The 20,198-nt window shown below is 63.1% G+C and carries 17 protein-coding genes; 10 read left to right on the top strand and 7 right to left on the bottom strand.

Annotated features, from left to right (window positions below):
• Positions 1-12: 12 nt before the first annotated feature.
• Positions 13-1,026, top strand: a complete 1,014-nt coding sequence (locus K5Q02_RS19430; protein ID WP_225833327.1) for a zinc-dependent alcohol dehydrogenase family protein — start codon at positions 13-15, stop codon at positions 1,024-1,026.
• A 154-nt stretch (positions 1,027-1,180) separates the two neighbouring features.
• On the opposite strand, the gene K5Q02_RS19435 is transcribed toward K5Q02_RS19430, so the two are convergent.
• Both K5Q02_RS19435 and K5Q02_RS19440 read right to left on the bottom strand, forming a co-directional pair.
• Positions 1,181-1,486: a BolA family protein gene (locus K5Q02_RS19435; RefSeq protein WP_225833328.1), complete on the bottom strand. Its 306-nt coding sequence runs from the start codon at positions 1,484-1,486 to the stop codon at positions 1,181-1,183.
• A gap of 53 nt (positions 1,487-1,539) precedes the next feature.
• The gene (locus K5Q02_RS19440) at positions 1,540-2,040 is read right to left on the bottom strand and encodes a DUF2059 domain-containing protein (RefSeq protein WP_225833330.1); all 501 of its coding nucleotides are present in this window, start codon (positions 2,038-2,040) and stop codon (positions 1,540-1,542) included.
• Between the two features lie 247 nt (positions 2,041-2,287).
• Between K5Q02_RS19440 and K5Q02_RS19445 the strand changes: the two genes are divergently transcribed.
• The 3 genes from K5Q02_RS19445 (at position 2,288) to K5Q02_RS19455 (ending at position 5,376) form a co-directional block, all read left to right on the top strand.
• Entirely contained in the window at positions 2,288-3,298 is a 1,011-nt protein-coding gene (locus K5Q02_RS19445) for a DUF2804 domain-containing protein (protein ID WP_225833332.1), read from the top strand.
• 70 nt (positions 3,299-3,368) lie between these two features.
• Positions 3,369-4,763, top strand: coding sequence for a class II fumarate hydratase (locus K5Q02_RS19450; protein WP_225833334.1), 1,395 nt, complete (start codon positions 3,369-3,371; stop codon positions 4,761-4,763).
• The gene (locus K5Q02_RS19455) at positions 4,756-5,376 is read left to right on the top strand and encodes an NAD(P)H-dependent oxidoreductase (protein ID WP_225833335.1); all 621 of its coding nucleotides are present in this window, start codon (positions 4,756-4,758) and stop codon (positions 5,374-5,376) included. Before K5Q02_RS19450 ends, K5Q02_RS19455 begins: the two co-directional genes overlap by 8 nt.
• Before the next feature lie 135 nt (positions 5,377-5,511).
• Here the strand turns inward: K5Q02_RS19455 and K5Q02_RS19460 are convergent, their stop codons facing one another.
• Genes K5Q02_RS19460 through pcaH form a run of 4 tightly spaced genes read right to left on the bottom strand, consistent with a single transcriptional unit; the run spans position 5,512 to position 8,916 of the window.
• A complete protein-coding gene (locus K5Q02_RS19460; RefSeq protein ID WP_225833337.1) occupies positions 5,512-6,453 on the bottom strand; it encodes an AEC family transporter in 942 nt (313 codons plus the stop codon).
• Positions 6,454-6,457: 4 nt separating this feature from the next.
• Entirely contained in the window at positions 6,458-7,588 is a 1,131-nt protein-coding gene (zapE, locus tag K5Q02_RS19465) for a cell division protein ZapE (RefSeq protein WP_442963934.1), read from the bottom strand.
• On the bottom strand, positions 7,578-8,186 hold the full coding sequence (gene pcaG / locus K5Q02_RS19470; RefSeq protein ID WP_225833339.1) for a protocatechuate 3,4-dioxygenase subunit alpha: 609 nt from the start codon (positions 8,184-8,186) through the stop codon (positions 7,578-7,580). Before pcaG ends, zapE begins: the two co-directional genes overlap by 11 nt.
• Positions 8,187-8,196: 10 nt before the next feature.
• Positions 8,197-8,916 (bottom strand): protocatechuate 3,4-dioxygenase subunit beta, encoded by a 720-nt coding sequence (pcaH, locus tag K5Q02_RS19475; RefSeq protein WP_225833341.1) that lies wholly within the window; start codon positions 8,914-8,916, stop codon positions 8,197-8,199.
• A 249-nt stretch (positions 8,917-9,165) separates the two neighbouring features.
• Here pcaH and K5Q02_RS19480 point away from each other — a divergent pair, with 249 nt between their 5' ends.
• The gene (locus K5Q02_RS19480) at positions 9,166-10,008 is read left to right on the top strand and encodes a DUF1838 family protein (protein WP_225833343.1); all 843 of its coding nucleotides are present in this window, start codon (positions 9,166-9,168) and stop codon (positions 10,006-10,008) included.
• Here the strand turns inward: K5Q02_RS19480 and pcaQ are convergent.
• Complete coding sequence (gene pcaQ, locus K5Q02_RS19485; protein WP_225833345.1) at positions 10,005-10,934, bottom strand: pca operon transcription factor PcaQ; 930 nt, start codon at positions 10,932-10,934, stop codon at positions 10,005-10,007. The genes K5Q02_RS19480 and pcaQ overlap by 4 nt on opposite strands.
• 782 nt (positions 10,935-11,716) lie before the next feature.
• Between pcaQ and glgA the strand changes: the two genes are divergently transcribed.
• The 5 genes from glgA to K5Q02_RS19510 are packed head-to-tail and all read left to right on the top strand — an operon-like array spanning position 11,717 to position 20,192.
• On the top strand, positions 11,717-13,255 hold the full coding sequence (glgA, locus tag K5Q02_RS19490; protein WP_225833347.1) for a glycogen synthase GlgA: 1,539 nt from the start codon (positions 11,717-11,719) through the stop codon (positions 13,253-13,255).
• A complete protein-coding gene (treZ, locus tag K5Q02_RS19495; protein WP_225833349.1) occupies positions 13,255-14,997 on the top strand; it encodes a malto-oligosyltrehalose trehalohydrolase in 1,743 nt (580 codons plus the stop codon). Before glgA ends, treZ begins: the two co-directional genes overlap by 1 nt.
• On the top strand, positions 14,994-17,072 hold the full coding sequence (malQ, locus tag K5Q02_RS19500; protein ID WP_225833350.1) for a 4-alpha-glucanotransferase: 2,079 nt from the start codon (positions 14,994-14,996) through the stop codon (positions 17,070-17,072). The genes treZ and malQ overlap by 4 nt, the downstream gene beginning before the upstream one ends.
• Positions 17,065-19,869, top strand: a complete 2,805-nt coding sequence (locus tag K5Q02_RS19505; RefSeq protein ID WP_225833352.1) for a malto-oligosyltrehalose synthase — start codon at positions 17,065-17,067, stop codon at positions 19,867-19,869. Before malQ ends, K5Q02_RS19505 begins: the two co-directional genes overlap by 8 nt.
• Positions 19,866-20,192: a DUF2934 domain-containing protein gene (locus tag K5Q02_RS19510; protein ID WP_225833354.1), complete on the top strand. Its 327-nt coding sequence runs from the start codon at positions 19,866-19,868 to the stop codon at positions 20,190-20,192. The genes K5Q02_RS19505 and K5Q02_RS19510 overlap by 4 nt, the downstream gene beginning before the upstream one ends.
• Positions 20,193-20,198: the final 6 nt, after the last annotated feature.

Below are 20,198 nucleotides of genomic sequence, written 5' to 3' on the forward strand. Positions count from 1 at the left end.
GAGGAGCAAGCCATGAAAGCCGTCGTCGTTCGCACACCCGGAGGCCTGGACAAGATCGAGGTGACCGATATCGCCGATACCGGTCAACCCGGGCCGGGCCAGATTCGCGTGGCCCTGCACGCAAGCTCGCTGAATTTTCACGACCTGCTGGTAGCCAATGGCAGCATTCCCACGGCTGATGGTCGGGTGCTGATGGCCGATGGTGCCGGCGTAGTCGAGGCCGTTGGCCAAGGAGTCAGTGAGTTTCAGGTCGGCGACCACGTGGTTTCCGGCTTCTTCCCGCAGTGGCCGGACGGCGATGTGCTCGCCCCGGTCAGCAACTTCGCCGGCACACCGGGCGATGGCATCGACGGTTTCGCGACCCAGTACGCGGTACGCGCCGCCACCGCCTTCACCCATGCACCGCGTGGCTGGAGCCATGCCGAAGCAGCGACCATCACCACTGCGGGGCTGACCGCATGGCGAGCCCTGGTCGTAGACGGCGGGCTGAAAGCCGGTGACAGCGTACTGATTCTGGGCAGCGGCGGCGTGTCCATCGCGGCCCTGCAGATCGCCAGGATGATGGGCGCCTCGGTGATCGCCACCTCCTCATCCGACGAGAAGCTCGAGCGCCTGCGCCAGCTCGGCGCCGATCACACCATCAACTATCGACAGACGCCGGACTGGGGCAAGCGGGTGCTGGAGCTGACCGGTGGACGTGGCGTCGATCAGGTCGTCGAAGTCGGCGGGCCAGGCACCCTGGCGCAATCGATCACCGCCGTGCGCGTGGGCGGTCATATCGCCCTGATCGGCGTATTGACCGGGCGCCAGGGCGAGGTGCCGACCTCGGTACTGATGTCCAAACAGGTGCGCCTGCAGGGATTGATCGTCGGCAGTCGCCGCCATCAACAGGATTACATCCGGGCGCTGGAACAGTCCGGCGTGCGACCGATCCTCGACCGCAGCTTCGCCCTGGAAAACCTCGCAGATGCCTTTCGTCTGCAGGAAAGCGGCAGCCATTTCGGCAAGATCGTGGTCGAGTGGTAACAACAGGGAACGTCGCCATAGCCCACGTTTGAGCGCAGCGATACCCGAGGGTGCTCGGGTTCGCCAGGGCTATCGGCGTTGAATGGCCTGATGGCGCGGGCGGGCTACGCAGGTGAAGCGCGCCCACACCCTACAGGCGACGTCCCGCGAAGGATCAATGGTCGTGCTTGCTGCCACCGCGGCAGGTCGGCGAGTCCGGGGCGATACCCTGAGCGGCCCATTCCTGAGGGGTGTAGGTATGCAGCGCCAGGGCATGCACCTGGCTCATCAGATCGCCTAGCACGCCATACACTTTTTGATGGCGCTTGACGGCGTTGAGACCATCGAACTGCGGGCTGACGATTACAGCCTTGTAATGGGTTTCCAGACCGCGGCTGTGCATATGGCTCTCGTCCAGCACGTCGAGGTGCTCAGGTTGCAAAGCCGCGAAAGCGGTCTGGAGGTGTTCAATTTTGGACATCGATTGCTCCGCGAGGGAAAACCGTGGCCGGCCAGTGCCGACCACGGCGGATATCAGGGCTTCTTGGCGCCCAGTTCAGTGCCCATGTCCGACAGCAGCTTGTTCACCGACGGTACCGCGCTTTCCAGCTTGGCCTGGGTGATCTGAGCCGACTGTGCGGTCAGTGCCGGCATTTTCTGCAGTACCTTCTGACCCAGTGGCGACTGGTAGAAAGCGATCAGATCCTTGAGCTCCTGCTCGTTGAAGTTGCTGGTGTAGAGCTTGACCATATCGGGCTTGAGCTTGTCCCAGCCGACAGCCTTGTCCAGCTCGGCGTTGGCCTTGGCCTGGTAGGTTTCCAGCACCGCCTGCTTGCTTTCCGGGGCCTTGGCCTCGGCGAAACGCTGGGCGAACATCTGCTGAACCTGGGCGTACACCGGAACGGCGAGCTTGTCGGCGTGAGCGAGCTGCAGGAAGCGCTCGGCATCGGCGGCATGGCTGCGGGCATCGGCCAGCACCTGGGTGCTGCCGGCAGCCAGCAGAGCGGCAATGCAGAGTGCGGGGATACGGGACATCGGGGTACTCCTGATCACGAGGGTGAGGTGCTTTGACCGACTGTCGCGCATTTTGTGCCCCGTTCCCTTGCCCCTCAAGCCTTTTCGCACAGGTGAACGACCTTAGCCTGTCTATCAAGAGCCCATGATTATCGCTAAATGCCTATTGGCGCACCCTTCCAGCAAGGTTCAAAATGCCAGCACTTGCCTGCCCACGAGCAACGCCTGCATGCTCGGCGACTGACGACTGCACACATGGACGTGCCTGATGAATAGCCCTTTCGTTCTACCACCGCCGATTCCGCTGTGTGACCCGCAAGGTCGCTTCAACCCGGATGCAGCCGGCTGGTCGTCACAACCTCGGGTCGACTGCTCCCTGCCGGGCAACCTGGGTCGCCGCAAGCGCTGGAACCACTGGAGCATTAATACACCTGACTGGACGCTGTCGCTGATTCAGGCCGATCTCGATTACGTCGGCTACGGCGCTGTCTATTTTCTCGACCTGAACAGCGGCCACAATGTGGCCCACAGCCAACTGAGCCTATTCGGCCGCGGTTGCAGCCTGCCGGATACGCCACAGGGCAGCCATGCTTTCGACCACCCCCGCGTGCAGATTCATTTCAACGAATACCCTGGCCGCGTGCGCCTGACCGCCACCTCAACGAATATTGGCGGCCTGCCCCTGCATCTGGCGCTGGATATCCAGCGCCCCGCCCACCTGGAATCGGTGAACTTGGTCGTACCGCTCGGCAAGAAAGGTTTTCATGCCACTTGCCGACAAGTCGGCCTGCCGGCCAGCGGCAGCATTCACTTAGGTGATCGTGAATATCACTGCGCCACCGGTCAGAGCTTCGCGTCGATGGATTTCGGCCGTGGCGTCTGGCCACTCAACAGCTACTGGACGCGCGCGGCCTTTGCCGCACCGGGCGGCATCGGCGGCAATTTTGGCGCGGGCTGGACGGATCACAGCGGCCTGTCGGAAAACGCCCTGTGGTTTGGTGGACTCTTGCTGCACCTTGATCAAGCGGTACAGATACGCCAGACCCAGACAAATCCGCTGGCACCCTGGCATCTAACGACCGACGATGGTCAGGTCGATCTCACCTTCACTCCACGCCAGTTGCACATTGCCAAACCACGGCTAGCACTGGGCCTGCTGTATGCAGACACCCAGGAATGGTTCGGCCATTACGACGGGCTATTGCGCAACGCCCAAGGCGAGCGCGTGCCGGTCAAGGCTGCCCAGGGTTGGATAGGTGCCACGCAAACACGCTGGTAGTCGATTCAAAGTGGAACGTGTCGCCGTTGTCGCAGCCTAAACTGCCTGAACAGCAACGGAGAGCCCCCTCATGAGCCGCACCGAAACCGACAGCATTGGCCCCATCGACGTCCCCGAAGAAGCCTACTGGGGTGCACAGACTCAGCGCTCGCGGGTCAATTTCGCCATCGGCGAGGAGCGCATGCCCATTGCCGTGGTGCATTCGCTCGCCCTGATCAAGAAAGCTGCCGCTCGCATCAACGACCGTATCGGCGACCTGCCACCGGACATCGCCCGGCTGATCGAACAGGCTGCCGACGAGGTGATCGCTGGGCAGCACGACGAACAGTTTCCACTGGTGGTCTGGCAAACCGGCAGCGGCACCCAGAGCAACATGAACGTCAATGAAGTGATCGCCGGGCGCGCCAACGAGCTGGCCGGCAACCCGCGCGGCGGCAAAAGCCCGGTGCACCCCAACGATCACGTCAACCGCGCCCAGAGCTCCAACGACTGCTTCCCGACCGCCATGCACATCGCCGCAGTCGGCGCGGTGCAACGCGACCTGCTACCCGCCATCGGCGAATTGTCCGAAGCCCTGGCGGATCAGGCCGCGCGCCACAGCCGCCTGGTGAAGACCGGCCGTACACACATGATGGACGCCACACCCATCACCTTCGGCCAGGAGCTGTCGGCCTTCGTCGCCCAGCTGGAATACTCGGAACAGGCGATCCGCGCGGCTTTGCCAGCGGTCTGTGAGCTGGCCCAGGGTGGTACCGCAGTGGGCACCGGGCTGAACTCGCCATCCGGCTTCGGCGAGGCCATTGCCGCCGAACTGGCCGCATTGAGCGGCCTGCCATTGCGCAGCGCACCGAACAAGTTTGCTGCCCTCGCCGGCCACGAGCCGCTGGCAGCCCTTTCCGGCGCCCTGAAAACCCTGGCCACCACGCTGATGAAGATCGCCAATGACCTGCGCCTGCTCGGCTCCGGCCCCCGCGGCGGTTTTGCCGAAGTGCGCCTGCCGGCCAACGAGCCGGGCAGCTCGATCATGCCCGGCAAGGTCAACCCGACCCAGTGCGAAGCGCTGTCCATGCTCGCCTGCCAGGTGATGGGCAACGACGTGACCATCGGCTTCGCGGCCAGCCAGGGCCACCTGCAGCTCAACGTCTACAAGCCGGTGATCATCCATAACGTATTGCAGTCGATTCGCCTGCTGGCCGACGGCTGTCGCAACTTCCGTGAACACTGTATCGTCGGGATGCAACCTGATGAGCAGCGCATGGCGGAGCACCTGGAACGTGGCCTGATGCTGGTCACTGCCCTGAACCCGCATATCGGTTACGACAAGGCTGCCGAGATCGCCAAAAAGGCTTATCAGGACGGCACCACCCTGCGTGAAGCGGCGTTGGCGCTGGGTCATCTGACCGCGGAACAGTTCGACGCCTGGGTTCGCCCGGAAACCATGCTGGAGGCAGGGCAACATGACTGAAACCGCCAAGAGCGGCGCCACCCCACTCGAGGGTGATGGCAAACGCATCCTGATGATCATCGGCACGCCGAAAAACGACAGCCTCTGCCATTCCCTGGCCGAGGCCTACGCCCTTGGCGCGCGTACCGAAGGCCACGTGGTGCGGCAGATTCATCTGGGAGCGATCAGCTTCGATCCGGTGTTGCACGAAGGCTATACGCAGAGCCAGACCCTGGAGCCGGATCTGCTCGAAGCCCAGCGACAGATTCATTGGGCCCAGCACCTGGTGTTCGTTTACCCGGTCTGGTGGGGCGGTTTGCCAGCGCTGCTCAAGGGTTTTTTCGATCGCGTGCTGCTACCCGGCTTCGCCTTCAAGTACCGCAGCGACTCGCAGCTGTGGGACAAACTGCTCAGCGGCCGCACCGCCGACCTGCTGGTGACCCAGGACACGCCAAGCTGGTACTTCCGCTGGATCTACGGCGCCCCGGCTCATCGTCAGATGAAGCGCACCATTCTTGGTTTCTGCGGCATCAAGACCCGCCGCCTGGCGGAGTTCTCACCCGTGCGCCCCTCTTCGGAAACCCAGCGCCAGAACTGGCTGCGCCGCGCCGAACAGCTCGGTAGCCGGGTATAGAGCCGGAAACGGACACTCGACTTGGTGGGCTGAAGCCCACCCTACCGCCCTACGATTGAGCCATGTAGGGTGGGCTTCAGCGGATCGCCGCCCGGCCTACCACCTGGTCGCATCACCGCCATGAGGGGCAAGCGCTCAGGCTGGCGTGACGTGGATGAACATCAGCGCCACGCTGATGGTGACGAACGACAGCACGGTGGCAACCAATAGAGTCGCACTGCAGCGATCCTCCAGGCCGAAGCGCTGACCGAGGATCGGGAAGATGCTCATCATCGGTGAGCAGGCGAACAACACCCCGACGGCCTTCATGACCGGATCTACGCCGGGCACCAGCATGAACGCGCAAAGCACCGCCAGTGGATGAAAAATCAGCTTGCCGGTGGATATCCACGCGGCGTCGATCCACACACCGCGAGCCTTCATGCCGAACAGTCCGGCACCGATCACGAACAGCGCCAGCGGCGCCGAAACCCCGGCCAGCATGTCGATGGGCTTGAGCAGCAGTGGCGGAATCTCGATCCCCAGCAGCGACACACACAGCCCGATGACGATACCGATGATCACCGGGTTTCTCAGCAGTCGCCCGAAGGTCATGCGCAGTACGGTCAGCCAGCCACCGCCCTGCTGCTTGCCCGCCTCGGCCAGCACCAGCGCCAGCGGAATCAGCAGCAGGTTCTCGACCAGCATGCCCATGGCCATGCCCAATACCGCAGGTGAACCGATGGCCGCCGCCACCAGCGGATAGCCGATGAAGCCGCTGTTGGATACCGACATGCCCATGGCATTGATCGCCGAGCCAGACAGATCATCGCGGCGCACCCAACGCGACACGCAGAACGCTGCGGCGAAGGCCACGCAGGAACCGACGGTATAGGCCAGCAGATAGCCGGGAATCATGGTCTGTTGAATCGGCGAGGTGCCCAGGGTCTTGATCAGCAGCGCCGGCATGGCGAAGGTGATCACGAACGCACCGATGCCGCGAACCTGTTCGCGGCTGAGCACAGCGCTCATGGCGGCGGCATAGCCAAGCCCGATCAGCAGAAAGATCGGCGCGGTTATCTGGAAGATTTGCAGCACGGTTTCAGAATTCCTTATCGCTAACACTGCCGACATCGTGGCCGGCGCGCTCAATCACGCAGAGCTCACGCGCCTGCAGCTGGCTCAGCCGGCTTCGGGTACGCCCGAAGTCCTGATGAGCCGAGCCGCGACACAGCCGCTCCAGGCTGGACTCGCTGCACAGCAACAGAGTCGCGCCGGCATCGTACGCGATATCGATCAGGTTGATGAACCGCTGACAGGCATCGGTGGGTTGCGAATCCAGGGTCGGTACCCCCGTCAGCGCAATACGCGGGTAGCGTTGCAGCAGCCAAAGGAAGTCCGCAGTGGAATGGGCGTTGCCGCACAGCTCGGAGAACTCCAGCCAGGCGCGGCCGGGAGCCAGTGCCCTTACCTGCAGTGGATGATGGTTGACGGTCAGCGACTGGTCGCGCTGCGTCTCGTCATCCAGCGCCAGCCACTTTTCCAGGTAAGCCAGGCCGCCCGCCGATTGTGGCCAGAGGTATTCGCCCCAGCGCTGCCCGCCGCCGGGCAGTTCGCGGTAATCGATACCGGCGTCCAGCGCCAGCACGGTGAAACGCTTTTCAATCATGTCGATCGCCGGCGTGAAACGCTGGCGGTACAGCGGATTGGGGCACAGCCCCGCAGGTGCGTAGTTGGAGGTCATGACCAGGCCGACGCCCTCCTCGACCAGCACGTCGAGCAGGCGCCGCAGGAGCATGGCATCGCCGATGTCATGCACGTGGAATTCGTCGAAGCACAGCAGGCGAATATCCTGCGCCAGCGCGCGGATCGCCAGCACCAGAGGATCGGGGTGGCCGGCGAATGCCTTCATGCGCTCCTGCAATTCCTGCAGGAACGCATGGAAATGCACACGCCGCTTGGCGGCGAAGGGGACGGCGGCGAAGAAGGCATCCATGACGAAGCTCTTGCCGCGGCCTACGCCGCCCCACAGGTAAACCCCGGCGGCGGGTTTGCGCAGCCAGCCACGACGCCCGGCGCACCAGCCTTGCAGCCACTGCGCCAGGGTATCGATTGCTCGCTGCTGCTCGGTATCGGCACGAAAGCCGCGGGCTTCGAGTGCCGCCGTGAACCCCTGATGGATACGCTCGTCGATCTGCTCGACGGGCGTATCCAGCCCTCTGTCAGAAATCAAAAAACACCGTTTCGCCGTCCCCCTGAATGCGGATATCAAATCGGTAGGCCGGCTTGCCGTCAACCTCGCAGCGTTTGGCGACCAGGGTTTCACGGCGCGATGGCTGCTCGATCAGGTTGAGCACCGGATCCTTGCCGTTGGCCTCGGCTTCATCGTCGAAGTAGATGCGCGTGTGCAGGTGGATGTTGATGCCCCGGGCGAACAGCGAGACGTTGACATGCGGCGCCATCGGCACCCCGGCGGCGTTGTTGACCACGCCGGGCTTGATGGTCTGCACCGTCCATTCGCTGCCGGCATCGAAGGTGGTCGCGGTACGGCCGAAGCCGTTGAAGGGTTTGTCCAGATCGTACTCGGTGTCGTAGCGACCCTGATGATCGGCTTGCCAGAGTTCCAGAAAGGCATCGCGCACCAGGTGGCCGTTGCCATCGTAGACGTGGCCGATCAGGGTGATGTGTTCACCTGGCGCACCGGGCTGGGCCATCTGGTTCCAGATTTCCTGATCGCGGGTCGGGATGCCGGCGGCAGCCAGCGCCAGGCCGATATGAACGTAAGGGCCGGCTGTTTGCGAAGCGGTTTCGCGCAAGAGTTCGACAGGCATGACAGGCTCCTCAGCAGTTCTCGAAGTGGGTCTTGCGCTGGCCGCGCAGCACGATGTCGAAGCGGTAGGCCAGACAGTCCATGGGGTTGGCCATGCTCATGTCGAGCTTGGCGATCAGCGTCTGTACCGCGTCCGGGTTGGCGATGGCCTTGACGATCGGGCACAGCGGGATCAGCGGATCCCCTTCGAAATACAGCTGGGTGATCAATTTGGTCGAAATCGACGGACCACTAATGGAAAAGTGAATGTGCGCAGGGCGCCAGTCATTGGGACCGTTGCGCCATGGGTACGGGCCCGGCTTGACGGTGCGAAAGCTGTAATTGCCTTCACTGTCGGTCAGGGCGCGGCCCACGCCGCCGAAGTTCGGATCCAGCGGCGCCAGATAGCGGTCGTTCTTGTGGCGGTAACGGCCACCGGCATTGGCCTGCCACATCTCCACGAAGGTATGCGGAATTGGCTTACCGTACTGATCCATAACACGCCCGCAGACCAGGATGCGCTCACCAACCGGCAGGCCGCCGTTGTTGAAGTTGAGCAGCAGGTCGTTGTCGTACTTGCCCATCTTCAGATGGGTGAAGTCTGGGCCGGTGGTTTCCGAAATGGATTGCGGAATACTCACCAGTGCCTGACGCGGCGAACGCGGGATGGAGGTCTTGTAATCGGGGGTGAAGGCTTTGGGGTGCCAGTTACGATCACGAATGATGAAACGGCTATTGTCCTCAACAGGCATGACAGGCTCCGGTTATTGAAATTATGGAGTCGACCCGTCCACCGTGCTCAGGCTTGGCCGACGGTACAGGTTCTAGAGGCAATGATCACGCAGGCAGAGCGTCGCGCCCAATGAATATAACCCGCCCATCAATAACCTATAGGTTATGAATTAAGTTTGAATTAAATCCAGCCGTCTCCCCGGGCTGCAGCAACGAAGCACCGGATAATGGCTGCATCCACAGACCGGCCCCTGCCCGAGGATCGCGCCATGCCTACGCCACTGCACCCACCGCTGGAGGGCGCTCGCCAGCTCGATGTGACCCAGCCTGCCGACGCGCTGATCGCCATGCGCAAGATCCACGGCTCGACCCTCGACGGCAAACCGATCATCTATCACTGGTCGGGCCGTGTCTGGTCGCGGGTCGAAGGAGAAGCGGATCGGTTGTTGTTCCGGGTTGAAGGCATGAACATCCGCCAATGCGGCACCCTGCAGGATCCCGAGAGCGGTACCGGCTTTCGCCAGGTATCCCGGGAGTTGATGCTCTACCTCGACCCGCTGACTGGCGAGCCGCTGCATACCTGGCACAACCCCTGGACGGGAGCCGATGTGGCGGTCATGCACGTGGCCAACGACCCGGTGAACCTGCCACCCTACTTCGAACGCGATGCTCAAGGCCGCCCCTTCGTCGCACCTCTGCGCATGCAGGGTGAGCGGGTGTTCCTGAGCATTGAGATTCCACTGTTCTATGACAATCCACTGGCTGGGGATCATCAGAACCTGGTGGGCAACCATTACCACGCCATGGAAATCTTCGATTTCACGGCTGACCGCCAGCAGTTGCTGCGCACTGATACCGATAGCGCCGGCGCCAGTGTCGCCTGGGTGCGCATCGCGCCATGGTTGCCCTTCATGTGCATGGGCAGCCGACCAGGCCTGATGGTGTTCAACGCGACGGGCCAGCAGGTGCCTGGCATCAGTGAACTGCCGCCAGTGCTGCAGGCGGCTATCGCGAACGAATATCCGCACTACGCAGCGCCACCACCTCTGGATGACTGCCGCCCCAACGTCACCAGTTGGACGGCTGCCCGCGACCGGCTCGACAGGCCCTAAGAACGGTGCCCGCGATACTCCGATGCCAGCTCACGCAAGGTCTCGCAACACCATTGGGCAGCCAGTGACAGCGGCAGTGTCGCGTTGCTGCAGATGCCAACCGAGCCACCGGGCTCGCGAATCCCTAAGGACAGCTCCGCCAGTTCGCCGCTTTGCAGATCCAGGCGCACGGCGTCCAGCGGCGCGACCCAGACCGCATCGCTGCATTGCACGTAACGCCGACTGAGAGCCGGCGACAGGGTTTCCAGGCGTTGCCGAGGCTGCGGCACCCCGCATTGCACGAACAGGCTGTCGGCATAGCGGCGGATGGTGGTACCGGCCAACGGCAGCACCAGCGGATACCCCCCCAGTTGCACCAGGCCCTCGTCGCCCAGAGCCAGCAAAGGGTGCCCCGGACGCACCACCAGGCTCATCGACTCGCTGTACAGGTGCTCGAAGGTCAGGCCCTGGATCTCCGGGCTGTCGGTCATACGCCCGACCACCAGATCGAGCTCGCCGACTCGCAGTTGTGACAGCAGATAAGCACTCGGCCCGGTGGCGACACTGACCACCAGCGCGGCATGGCGCTCGTGCAGGCGGCGCACTACCTCCGGGATCAGCAGGCTCTCGACGGTCGACAGCACGCCAACGCGCACATGGCCGGCGTCGTGCTCACCGCCACGCAGACTCGCCACACCATCGCGCAGCGCCTGTACGCAAGGCCCGGCATAGCGCATGAACGCCAGACCGGCAGCCGTCAGGCTGACGCCGCCCTTGCCGCGTTCGAACAGCACGGCAGCGAGAATCTCCTCCAGCTCCTTGAGCGTCTTGGATACAGCTGGCTGGCTGATCGACAGAGCATCGGCGGCCTTGGCGAAACTACGCTGGCGGGCTATTTCAAGGAAGCAGGTCAGGTGGCGGAATTTGATACGGGTATCGAGGTTCATGGCCGTGGGACGCTGGTGAGTGCTGCGCAACAGTAGCAGAACAGCCCAGTTTCATGCGCTGGCGCGACTGCCTACCGTTCGCGATTTTCAACAGCCCGGCGGCCGCTCGGGGAAAAGCGCTCACGATCTCCTGCAGCCAAGACCGTAAAAAACAAGAGAAATCACTCTGTAGCTCGGGTGTTTACAGGACGCGCAAGCAACTTAAAGCAGCGTGTTTTTAAAAGCCGCCTAAATTCGACAGGAAATATTGAACACTTTAAAAAGCTCTACGCGCTTCAACTACGGTAACTATTCAATCGATCAAGTTAAAGTGCCATCAAACGGACAACTGACATTACATCTAACTTTACCGAGTTTCTGTCCAACCCTTGTCCAGGGTCGGTACAGGGTTGTGCCAATAAGCACGACCTGCCCAGAAATGACCATCTGTCGCCCTACAGGGTGCGAAATCCCGAAAGACGCCTCCCAGAGCCGCTTACAAACAGCTAAAAGCGCTAACCAAGAGCGCCTATAACAGTCGAAAAGCCACGACTTTCAGTAGAAGAGCAGCGAAAACCTGTTGTATTTCATGAGTTCCACGTTCGTTAAAGCAGCGACGAAAAAAGTCGAAACTTCTTCTTTAATGACTAGGTCATCAACTAGGTGGGAATTAATAACCAGAAAGCAGCTTTTCCTCCGGCCCTGACACGGGATTCAACTGGAACGACATGCGGCATATTCCCGTTAGTGTGCAAGCAGAACAAGCAGATATGAATCAAGGACAGAATCGATCGGAGGTGGTTATGGGAAACGCTGTCGTGGCAACACGGTTTGATCAGGCATTATCGGTAGAAACGCCACTCAAGCCGCAGAGCAAAATCACCAATTTGCATGCAGCAAAGAAGAAAGTCCTCTTTGTAAGTTCCGAGCTCGCCGACCTGATCAAGGTCGGGGGTCTGGGTGACGTGTCAGCCTCGCTGCCACGCGCCATGAGCACCAATCATGACGTTCGCGTATTGATCCCCGGCTACCGCCAGGTGATGGAAAGTGGTCATGCCATTCGAGACGTCGGCAGCGTTCCCGGCCATGCCGCCCTGCCCCCGGCCCGCGTAGGCTGCATGACCCTGCCCGACGGCCTGATCGTCTATGTGCTGATATGCCCCGAACTCTACGACCGTGACGGCACCCCCTACGCCGACGCTCAAGGCCGTGACTGGCAGGACAACCACATCCGTTTCGCTCGCTTGGGCCTGGCTGCTGCGGAAATCGCAGCGGGTACTGCCTGCCTGAGCTGGTGCCCGGAGGTGGTTCACGCCAACGACTGGCCCGCTGCACTGACGCCGGCCTACATGACCTGGCGCGGGCAGAACACACCCACCGTGTTCACCATTCACAACCTTGCCTATCAGGGCCTGTGCAGCCTGGAGTGCAGCCCGGAACTGGGCCTGCCCTCCTCGGCATGCGGCCATCAGGGCATGGAGTTCTACGGCAGGCTGTCGTTCCTCAAGGCAGGCCTGGTGTACTCCGATCACGTGACCACCGTGAGCGAAAACTACGCTCGCGAGATCACCACCCAGGAATTCGGCTGCGGCCTGGAAGGCATGCTGCAGTTCAAGGTGCAGCTCAACCAGTTGAGCGGTATCCCCAACGGCATCGACGAAAGCTGGGATTCGTTGAACGACCCGCATCTGGTGCAGGGCTTCGAAGCCCACGACTGGGAAAGCAAACGGGTCAACACCCGCCACGTCGAGAAGATGTTCGGCCTGGAGCAGAGCGATGGCCCGCTGTTCGCCGTGGTGTCGCGCCTGGTGCAGCAGAAAGGTATCGACCTGACCCTGGAAATCGCCGACACCATCGTTGCCGAAGGTGGCCGTATCGCCATCATCGGTCGTGGTGAAGAGCATCTGGAAGAAGCGGTGCGCGAACTCGCTCGCCGTCATCCGGGCCGGGTCGGCGCCAACGTTGGCTTCAATGAAGCGGACGCGCGCTGCATGTTCGCAGGCAGCGATTTCCTGCTCATGCCGTCGCGCTTCGAGCCGTGCGGCCTCAGCCAGATGTATGCCCAGCGCTTCGCCTCGCTGCCGATTGCTCGTGCCACCGGCGGCCTGGCCGACACCATCGAAGATGGCGTTAGCGGCTTCCTGTTCAACGAAACCAGCAGCGCAAGCTATCTGGAAGCGGTACGCCGGGCCATGGCCGTGCACCGCAACTCGGAACTGCTCAACGCCATGCGCGCCCGCGCCATGGCATCACCGCTGTACTGGACGCAGTCGGTGGAGCCCTATGCGGCGCTGTACCGCAAGCTGCTGGCCGCGAAGATGTCGGGTGGGAAATTGGCGTGATGGTTGAGAAATTCCGACGACATGGCGCCTGGCTGGACGAACATGGTCACACCCATTTCGCACTCTGGGCGCCAGACGCCAAGCGTGTGGCAGTAGAACTGCAAGACCATCAGCGACACGCAATGACGGCCGACCAAGACGGCTGGTTCACGGCAACGCTACCGGTAGGTGCCGGTAGCGATTACCGCTACCTGATCGACGAAGACCTGCTGGTACCTGACCCCGCGTCGCGCTGGCAGGCCAATGACGTGCACGGCCCGAGCCGAGTGGACGCGCCAGGCCAATACGATTGGCTCACAGCCAACTGGCAGGGCCGCCCCTGGCAGGAGACGGTGCTCTACGAACTGCACGTCGGCACCCTCGGTGGCTATAAAGGCGTGCAAGAAAGGCTGCAGGCACTCAGCGAGCTGGGCATCACCGCCATCGAACTGATGCCGCTGGGCGAGTTCCCAGGTGGTCGCAACTGGGGCTACGACGGGGTTCTGCCCTTCGCCCCGGACTCCTCCTACGGCACTCCCGACGAACTGCGCGCACTGATCGACCATGCGCACCAGCTGGGCCTGATGGTGTTTGTCGATGTGGTCTACAACCACTTCGGCCCGGACGGCAATTACCTCGGGCAGTACGCCAGTGGTTTCTTCCGTGAGGACGTCCACACGCCCTGGGGCCCGGCCATCGACTTCCGCCGCCGCGAAGTGCGCGACTACTTCATCGAAAACGCCCTGATGTGGGTACAGGACTATCGCATTGACGGCCTGCGCCTGGATGCCGTGCATGCCATCGGCGAGCGCGACTTCCTGCTCGAACTGGCCGAGCGTCTGCACGGCTCGATAGCCAGCGGGCGCCATCTGCACCTAGTGCTGGAAAACGAGAACAACGACGCAGAACTGCTGCAGCGTGGCTTCGTCGCCCAATGGAATGACGACGGCCACAACGTATTGCATCACTTGCTCACCGGCGAGCATGAAGGCTATTACGCCGACTTCGCCGAGGACGCCACTCACAAGCTTGCACGCTGTCTGCGCGAGGGCTTCATCTATCAGGGTGATACCACCCGCCACGGCACTGCCCGCGGTAGCAGCAGCGGCCACCTGCCACCCAGCGCCTTCGTGCTGTTTCTGCAGAATCACGATCAGGTCGGCAACCGCGCCCTTGGCGAGCGTCTGCTCAGCCTGACCGATGGTGATGCACTGAAGAGCGCTACTGCCCTGCTGCTGCTCAGCCCGATGATTCCCCTGCTGTTTATGGGTGAGGAATGGGGCAGCGAACAGCCGTTCCAGTTCTTCACCTCGCACAACGACGAGCTGGGCGAAGCGGTACGTAAAGGTCGGCAGAATGAGTTTCGCGAATTCTCCAGGTTCTCCGGCCAGGAAATTCCCGCCCCCAACGAAGCCAGCACCTTCCAGGCTTCCACTCCCGATCAGCAAACCCGCGAGACGTCCTCTGGCAAGGCATGGCTGGGCTTCTACCGTGAACTGCTGAGCCTGCGCCACCAACACATCGTGCCGCGCCTGCCGGGTAGTCAGGCCCTTGAGAGCCGGGTACTGGGCGACGCCGCAGTGGCTGCCAGCTGGCAGTTGGGTGATGGGCAGACTCTGCGCATCGACCTGAACCTGAGCGATGCCGAAGTGGCCGCAGGTTCCCACGCGGGCGCCAGTACGCTGTTCGCCTATCGCGCGGACAAGGATAGCGGCCACCTGCAGCCACGCAGCATTCGGGTTCTACTGGAGGGCGCAGCATGAGCGATGCACGCCTTGCCGAACTGAGCCATGCCGCGGGCCTGAGCGTCGACTGGATCGATGCCGATGGTCGCCAGCAATCGGTTACCCCGGAAAACCAGCGACGCCTGCTCGAAGCACTGGGTTATGCGGTGCAGGACAGCGAGCAGATCGAGGCCAGCCTTGCCGAACTGCAACAGCGTCAGGACAGCCTGGCGCTTGGGCCGCTGGTGACGCTGGATCAGCAGGAAACGCTAGATCTGACCCGCTACTTTCCGCCTGGCACTCCCTACGAAATTGAGCTGGAACAGGGCGAGCGTCTGGAAGGCCGTCTGGATGACAGCTGCCGGCTACCAGTCATCGGCATCACCGGTTATCACCAACTGCGCATCGCCGACGGTGCCGTGACCCTGGCGGTCGCACCTCCAGCCTGCCCAAGCGTGGCTCAGTTGGCCGGCCGCGAGAACGCCAAGATATGGGGGCTGAGTGCCCAGTTGTACTCGCTGCGGCGCCCCAACGATGGTGGCCTGGGCGACACCCAGGCACTCGAGTCCCTGGTTCGCGGTGCAGCCAAGCGTGGCGCCGATGCGGTGGCGATCAGCCCGATGCATGCCATGTTCAGCGCCAATCTACACACCTACAGCCCCTACTCGCCCTCCAGCCGCCTGTTCTTCAACGTGCTGCATGCGGCGCCGGGCAGCATTCTTGGCGAAGACGCGCTGCAGCAGGCGATTCGTGATTGTGATCTTGGCGAAGAACTGGCGCGCCTGGAAAGCCTCCAGCTGATCGACTGGCCGGGCGTGGCTGGCAGCCGGATGCGCATCCTGCGTCAGTTGCACGCCAACTTCAGCGCCAGCGCTCACCCACTGCGCGACGACTTCGAGGACTTTCGTCGCGAAGCCGGCGACGCCCTGCGTCAGCACTGCCGCTTCGAAGCATTGCGCGGTTTCATGGATCTCAACGGGCTACCGGTGGACTGGCGCGTATGGCCCGAGCAGTACCGTGACCCTGCCAACGAAGCCGTCGAGCAGTTCTGCGAGGGCCATCAGGAAGAAATCGAATTCCACGCCTTCGCCCAATGGCTGATCGCCCGTTGCCTCGACCGTGCCCAAGACAGCGCCCGTGAGGCTGGCATGGCGGTCGGCCTGATCGCCGACCTGGCAGTGGGTGCAGATGCCGCTGGCAGCCAGGCCTGGGCTCGCCAGGCCGAACTGCTGCAGGCAGTGAGCGTCGGCGCGCCGCCGGACATCCTCAACCGCTCGGGGCAGAACTGGGGCGTTTCCGCGTTCTCACCCAGCGGCCTGCAACGCAACGGCTTCCGCGCTTACATCGAAATGCTGCGTGCCAATCTGGCCCATGCCGGCGGCATGCGCATCGACCACGTGATGAGCATGCGCCGCCTGTGGGTGATCCCCGAAGGGGCGGATTCCGGTGCCGGTGCCTACCTCAATTATCCGTCCAAGGATCTGCTGCGCCTGCTGTGCCTCGAAGCCGAGCGCCACGGTGCGCTGATCATCGGCGAAGACCTCGGCACCGTGCCCGATGGCCTGCGTGAAGAACTGGCGCAGCGCAACATCCTTGGCATGCGCGTGCTGCTGTTCGAGCAAAGCAATGGTCGCTTCAACGCGCCGGCACACTGGCCGCGGGATGCCCTGGCCACCACCACTACCCACGATTTGCCGAGTATCCGCGGCTGGCTTGCCTCCCGCGACATCCATTGGCGCCAGGCCGCGGGTCACCGCAGCGACGACTACACCAGACAGGATCACGACTTGCGCGCTCACGAAACCCAGGCACTGCATCAGGCCTTGCACGAGCACGGACACGCTACCGCAGACCACATGGACGACACCCAGCAACTGGACGCCAGCATCGCCTTCATCGGCAGCACACCGGCGCCGCTGGTGCTGCTGCCACTTGAAGATGCCATGGCCGCCACCGAGCAGCCCAACCTGCCCGGCCCCGGTGAAGAACACCCGAACTGGCGTCGGCGCTGGTCGGAAGATGCCGACGGCATGCTCGACGATGCGGCGGTCAGTCACCGCCTGCAGCGCCTGCAATGGGCCCGCAATCTGGTCGAGGGCACACGCCATGACTGATTTGCGCGCCAGCGTTCGCCTGCAGTTCCACAAGGGCTTCACCCTCGAAGACGCAGTGCCCCTGGTCGATTATTTCGCGCGCCTGGGCATCAGCCACATCTATGCCTCGCCTCTGCTAACTGCGCGGCCAGGTTCGATGCACGGCTATGACGTGGTCGACCCGACCCGCATCAACCCGGAGCTCGGTGGCGAAGCAGCCCTGCAACGCTTGGTGACTGCTCTGCGCGCCAAGGGCATGGGCCTGATCCTCGACATCGTGTCCAACCACATGGCCGTGGGCGGCGACGCCAACCCCTGGTGGCTGGACGTTCTGGAATGGGGCATCAGCAGCCCCCACGCCAAGTTCTTCGACATCCACTGGCAGTCCCACGACCCGCTGCTGCGCGGTCAACTGCTGGTGCCCTTCCTGCGCAGCGACTATGGCGAAGTCCTGGCTGCCGGCGAGATCGAGCTGCACTTCGATGCCGAACGCGGCCTGATCTACGCCAAGCACTACGATCACCGCTTTCCGCTCAACCCGCCGACCTATGGCGACGTGCTGCAACACAGCGGGCATGCCGAACTGCAGGCACTGGGCAAGCGCTTCGCAGCGCTGGATGACAGCCAGGACGGCCAACGCCAGGCGCGCACCCTGTTCCGCGAGTTGGTTGCCCTGGCCAGCAAAGCAGATGGCGCAATCGATCGCGCCATCGCCAGCCTGCGCCCAAGCGAAGAACAGGGTTTCGAGCCGCTGCACCAACTGCTCGAGCGCCAGCACTATCGCCTGGCCAGCTGGCGCACCGCGGCGGACGACATCAACTGGCGGCGCTTCTTCGACATCAACGAGCTGGGCGGCCTCAAGGTCGAACGCCACGAAGTATTCGAAGCGACCCACGCGAAGATCTTCGAGATGATCGAGAAGGGTCTGGTAGACGGCCTGCGTATCGACCACGTCGATGGCCTGGCCAACCCGCGCGCTTACTGCCGCAAGCTGCGCCGTCGCGTCGAGCGGCTGCTGCCGCAGCGCCCCGCCGAACTGCGTGGCAGTCGCTTCCCGATCTACGTCGAGAAGATTCTCGGCGAGGGCGAACAACTGCCTCGCGACTGGGGTGTCGATGGCACCACCGGCTACGAATTCATGAACCAGGTTTCCCTGCTGCAGCACGATCCTCAGGGCGAGGACGTGCTGGCCCAGCTGTGGAGCGAGACCAGCGGCCGTGGCGCCGACTTCATGGAGGAAGTGCGTCAGGCCCGCCAACTGGTGCTGACCACCTCCCTGGCCGGCGATCTCGAGGCGCTGGCACAAGGTCTGCTGCTGATCGCCAGGGACGATATCGCTACCCGCGACCTGACCCTGGGCGCCATCCGCCGGGCCCTGCTGGAACTGATCGTGCACTTCCCGGTGTACCGCACCTACGTTTCCGCTGCAGGGCGCAGTGCCAGCGACCAGCCGGTGTTCGACCAGGCCCTGGAAGGCGCGCGCAGCACCCTGGCCGAAGCCGACTGGCCGCTGCTCGGCCACCTCGACAACTGGCTGGGCGGTCAGGTGCTTTCCGAGCTGCCACCGAGCCCGCAGCGCAAGCTCTGGACGAAGATGATCGAGCGCTTCCAGCAGCTCACCTCCCCGGCCGCCGCCAAGGCGGTGGAAGACACGGCTTGCTACCGCAGCGCCGTGCTGCTGTCGCGCAATGATGTGGGTTTCGACCCGCAGCAGTTCAGCGCGCCGCTGGAAGCTTTCCATGACGGTTGCCAGGAACGCGCCCGGCACTTTCCGGCCAACCTGCTGACCACCGCGACCCATGACCACAAGCGCGGCGAAGACACCCGCGCCCGGCTGGCGGTGCTCAGCGAACGCGCCGAATGGTTCGCCGAACGCTGCGGACACTGGCGCGAGCTGGCTACACCGCTGCGCAAGGAGCTCGATGACGGCACCGCGCCGTCGCCAGGTGATGAGCTGATGCTCCTGCAGATTCTCCTGGCCTGCTGGCCGCTGGATCTGCAGGCGGATGACTCCCAAGGCCTGCAGGCCCTCGCCGAGCGGGTCACCGCCTGGCAGGAAAAGGCCGTTCGTGAGGCCAAGCTACGCAGTACCTGGAGCAACCCGAACGGCGACTACGAAAGTGCCTGCCGGGACTATCTGCAGAAGCTACTGGGCAGCGGGCAAGGCAGCCAGCTGCGTGAAGAGATTCGCGCCGCCGCCGTGCGTATCGCGCCGGCTGGTGCGCTCAACAGCCTGGCCCAGAGCCTGCTGCGCATGAGTGTGCCGGGCGTGCCCGATCTGTATCAGGGCTGCGAGTTCTGGGACTTCTCTCTGGTCGATCCGGACAACCGCCGCCCGGTGGATTTCGCCGCTCGCCAGCAGGCACTGGACAGTAACGCGTCGCTTGCCGAGGCGCTGCCGCACTGGCACGACGGCCAGGTCAAGCAGGCGCTGATCGCCGCGACCCTGAGCGCCCGCAAACAACATCAGCGACTGTTCGCCGAAGGCGATTATCAGCCGCTCACGATAACGGGTCGCCATGCCAGCAAGGTGCTCGCCTTCCTGCGCAGCCATGGCGACACCCACGCATTGGTGATCGTGCCGCGCCTGGCCACATCGCTACTGGGCGACAGCCAGACCCCGCTGATTGCCCATGACCAATGGGGCGACACTCGTATCGCCCTGCCACCGGCCCTGTCCGACAAGGCTTTGCACAGCGCCTTCTCCTCTGCCGATCTGTTACCGAGTGACGGCCATATCGCGGTACGCGACGTACTGCGCGATGTCCCCGTCAATCTGCTGATTGTCCCGACCCATTCTCAGGAGTCACACCCATGAGCGCAAAAGAAGAACGCATCCGTGAATTCGCCTACCAGATCTGGGAATCCGAAGGGAAACCCAGCGGCCAGGCCAAACGCCATTGGGAAATGGCCACCAAGCTCGCCGACGCCGAGCAGACGCCTGCCAAGGCCACCACCAAGCGCGTGAGCAAGCCCAAGGCTGCCACTACCGAGCCCAAGCCTGCCGCGCCGATCAAGCCGCGCGCCAGCAAGACCGCGCCGGCCGCAGCTGAGAAACCAGCCGTACTGAAACCGGCCAAGGCGCCGGCCAAAGCCAAGCCGACCACGGCAAAGCCCACCCCCAAGAAACCCAAGGCCTGACACCAG

Origin of the sequence: Pseudomonas sp. MM211, from assembly GCF_020386635.1 — a bacterium.
Taxonomy (GTDB): domain Bacteria; phylum Pseudomonadota; class Gammaproteobacteria; order Pseudomonadales; family Pseudomonadaceae; genus Aquipseudomonas.

Bases quoted from the DNA above. Each gene is read 5' to 3' on its own strand.
- K5Q02_RS19430 (WP_225833327.1), top strand. From the start codon at position 13: ATGAAAGCCGTCGTCGTTCGCACACCCGGAGGCCTGGACAAGATCGAG.
- K5Q02_RS19435 (WP_225833328.1), bottom strand. From the start codon at position 1,486: ATGTCCAAAATTGAACACCTCCAGACCGCTTTCGCGGCTTTGCAACCT.
- K5Q02_RS19440 (WP_225833330.1), bottom strand. From the start codon at position 2,040: ATGTCCCGTATCCCCGCACTCTGCATTGCCGCTCTGCTGGCTGCCGGC.
- K5Q02_RS19445 (WP_225833332.1), top strand. From the start codon at position 2,288: ATGAATAGCCCTTTCGTTCTACCACCGCCGATTCCGCTGTGTGACCCG.
- K5Q02_RS19450 (WP_225833334.1), top strand. From the start codon at position 3,369: ATGAGCCGCACCGAAACCGACAGCATTGGCCCCATCGACGTCCCCGAA.
- K5Q02_RS19455 (WP_225833335.1), top strand. From the start codon at position 4,756: ATGACTGAAACCGCCAAGAGCGGCGCCACCCCACTCGAGGGTGATGGC.
- pcaG (WP_225833339.1), bottom strand. From the start codon at position 8,186: ATGCCTGTCGAACTCTTGCGCGAAACCGCTTCGCAAACAGCCGGCCCT.
- pcaH (WP_225833341.1), bottom strand. From the start codon at position 8,916: ATGCCTGTTGAGGACAATAGCCGTTTCATCATTCGTGATCGTAACTGG.
- K5Q02_RS19480 (WP_225833343.1), top strand. From the start codon at position 9,166: ATGCCTACGCCACTGCACCCACCGCTGGAGGGCGCTCGCCAGCTCGAT.
- pcaQ (WP_225833345.1), bottom strand. From the start codon at position 10,934: ATGAACCTCGATACCCGTATCAAATTCCGCCACCTGACCTGCTTCCTT.
- glgA (WP_225833347.1), top strand. From the start codon at position 11,717: ATGGGAAACGCTGTCGTGGCAACACGGTTTGATCAGGCATTATCGGTA.
- treZ (WP_225833349.1), top strand. From the start codon at position 13,255: ATGGTTGAGAAATTCCGACGACATGGCGCCTGGCTGGACGAACATGGT.
- malQ (WP_225833350.1), top strand. From the start codon at position 14,994: ATGAGCGATGCACGCCTTGCCGAACTGAGCCATGCCGCGGGCCTGAGC.
- K5Q02_RS19505 (WP_225833352.1), top strand. From the start codon at position 17,065: ATGACTGATTTGCGCGCCAGCGTTCGCCTGCAGTTCCACAAGGGCTTC.
- K5Q02_RS19510 (WP_225833354.1), top strand. From the start codon at position 19,866: ATGAGCGCAAAAGAAGAACGCATCCGTGAATTCGCCTACCAGATCTGG.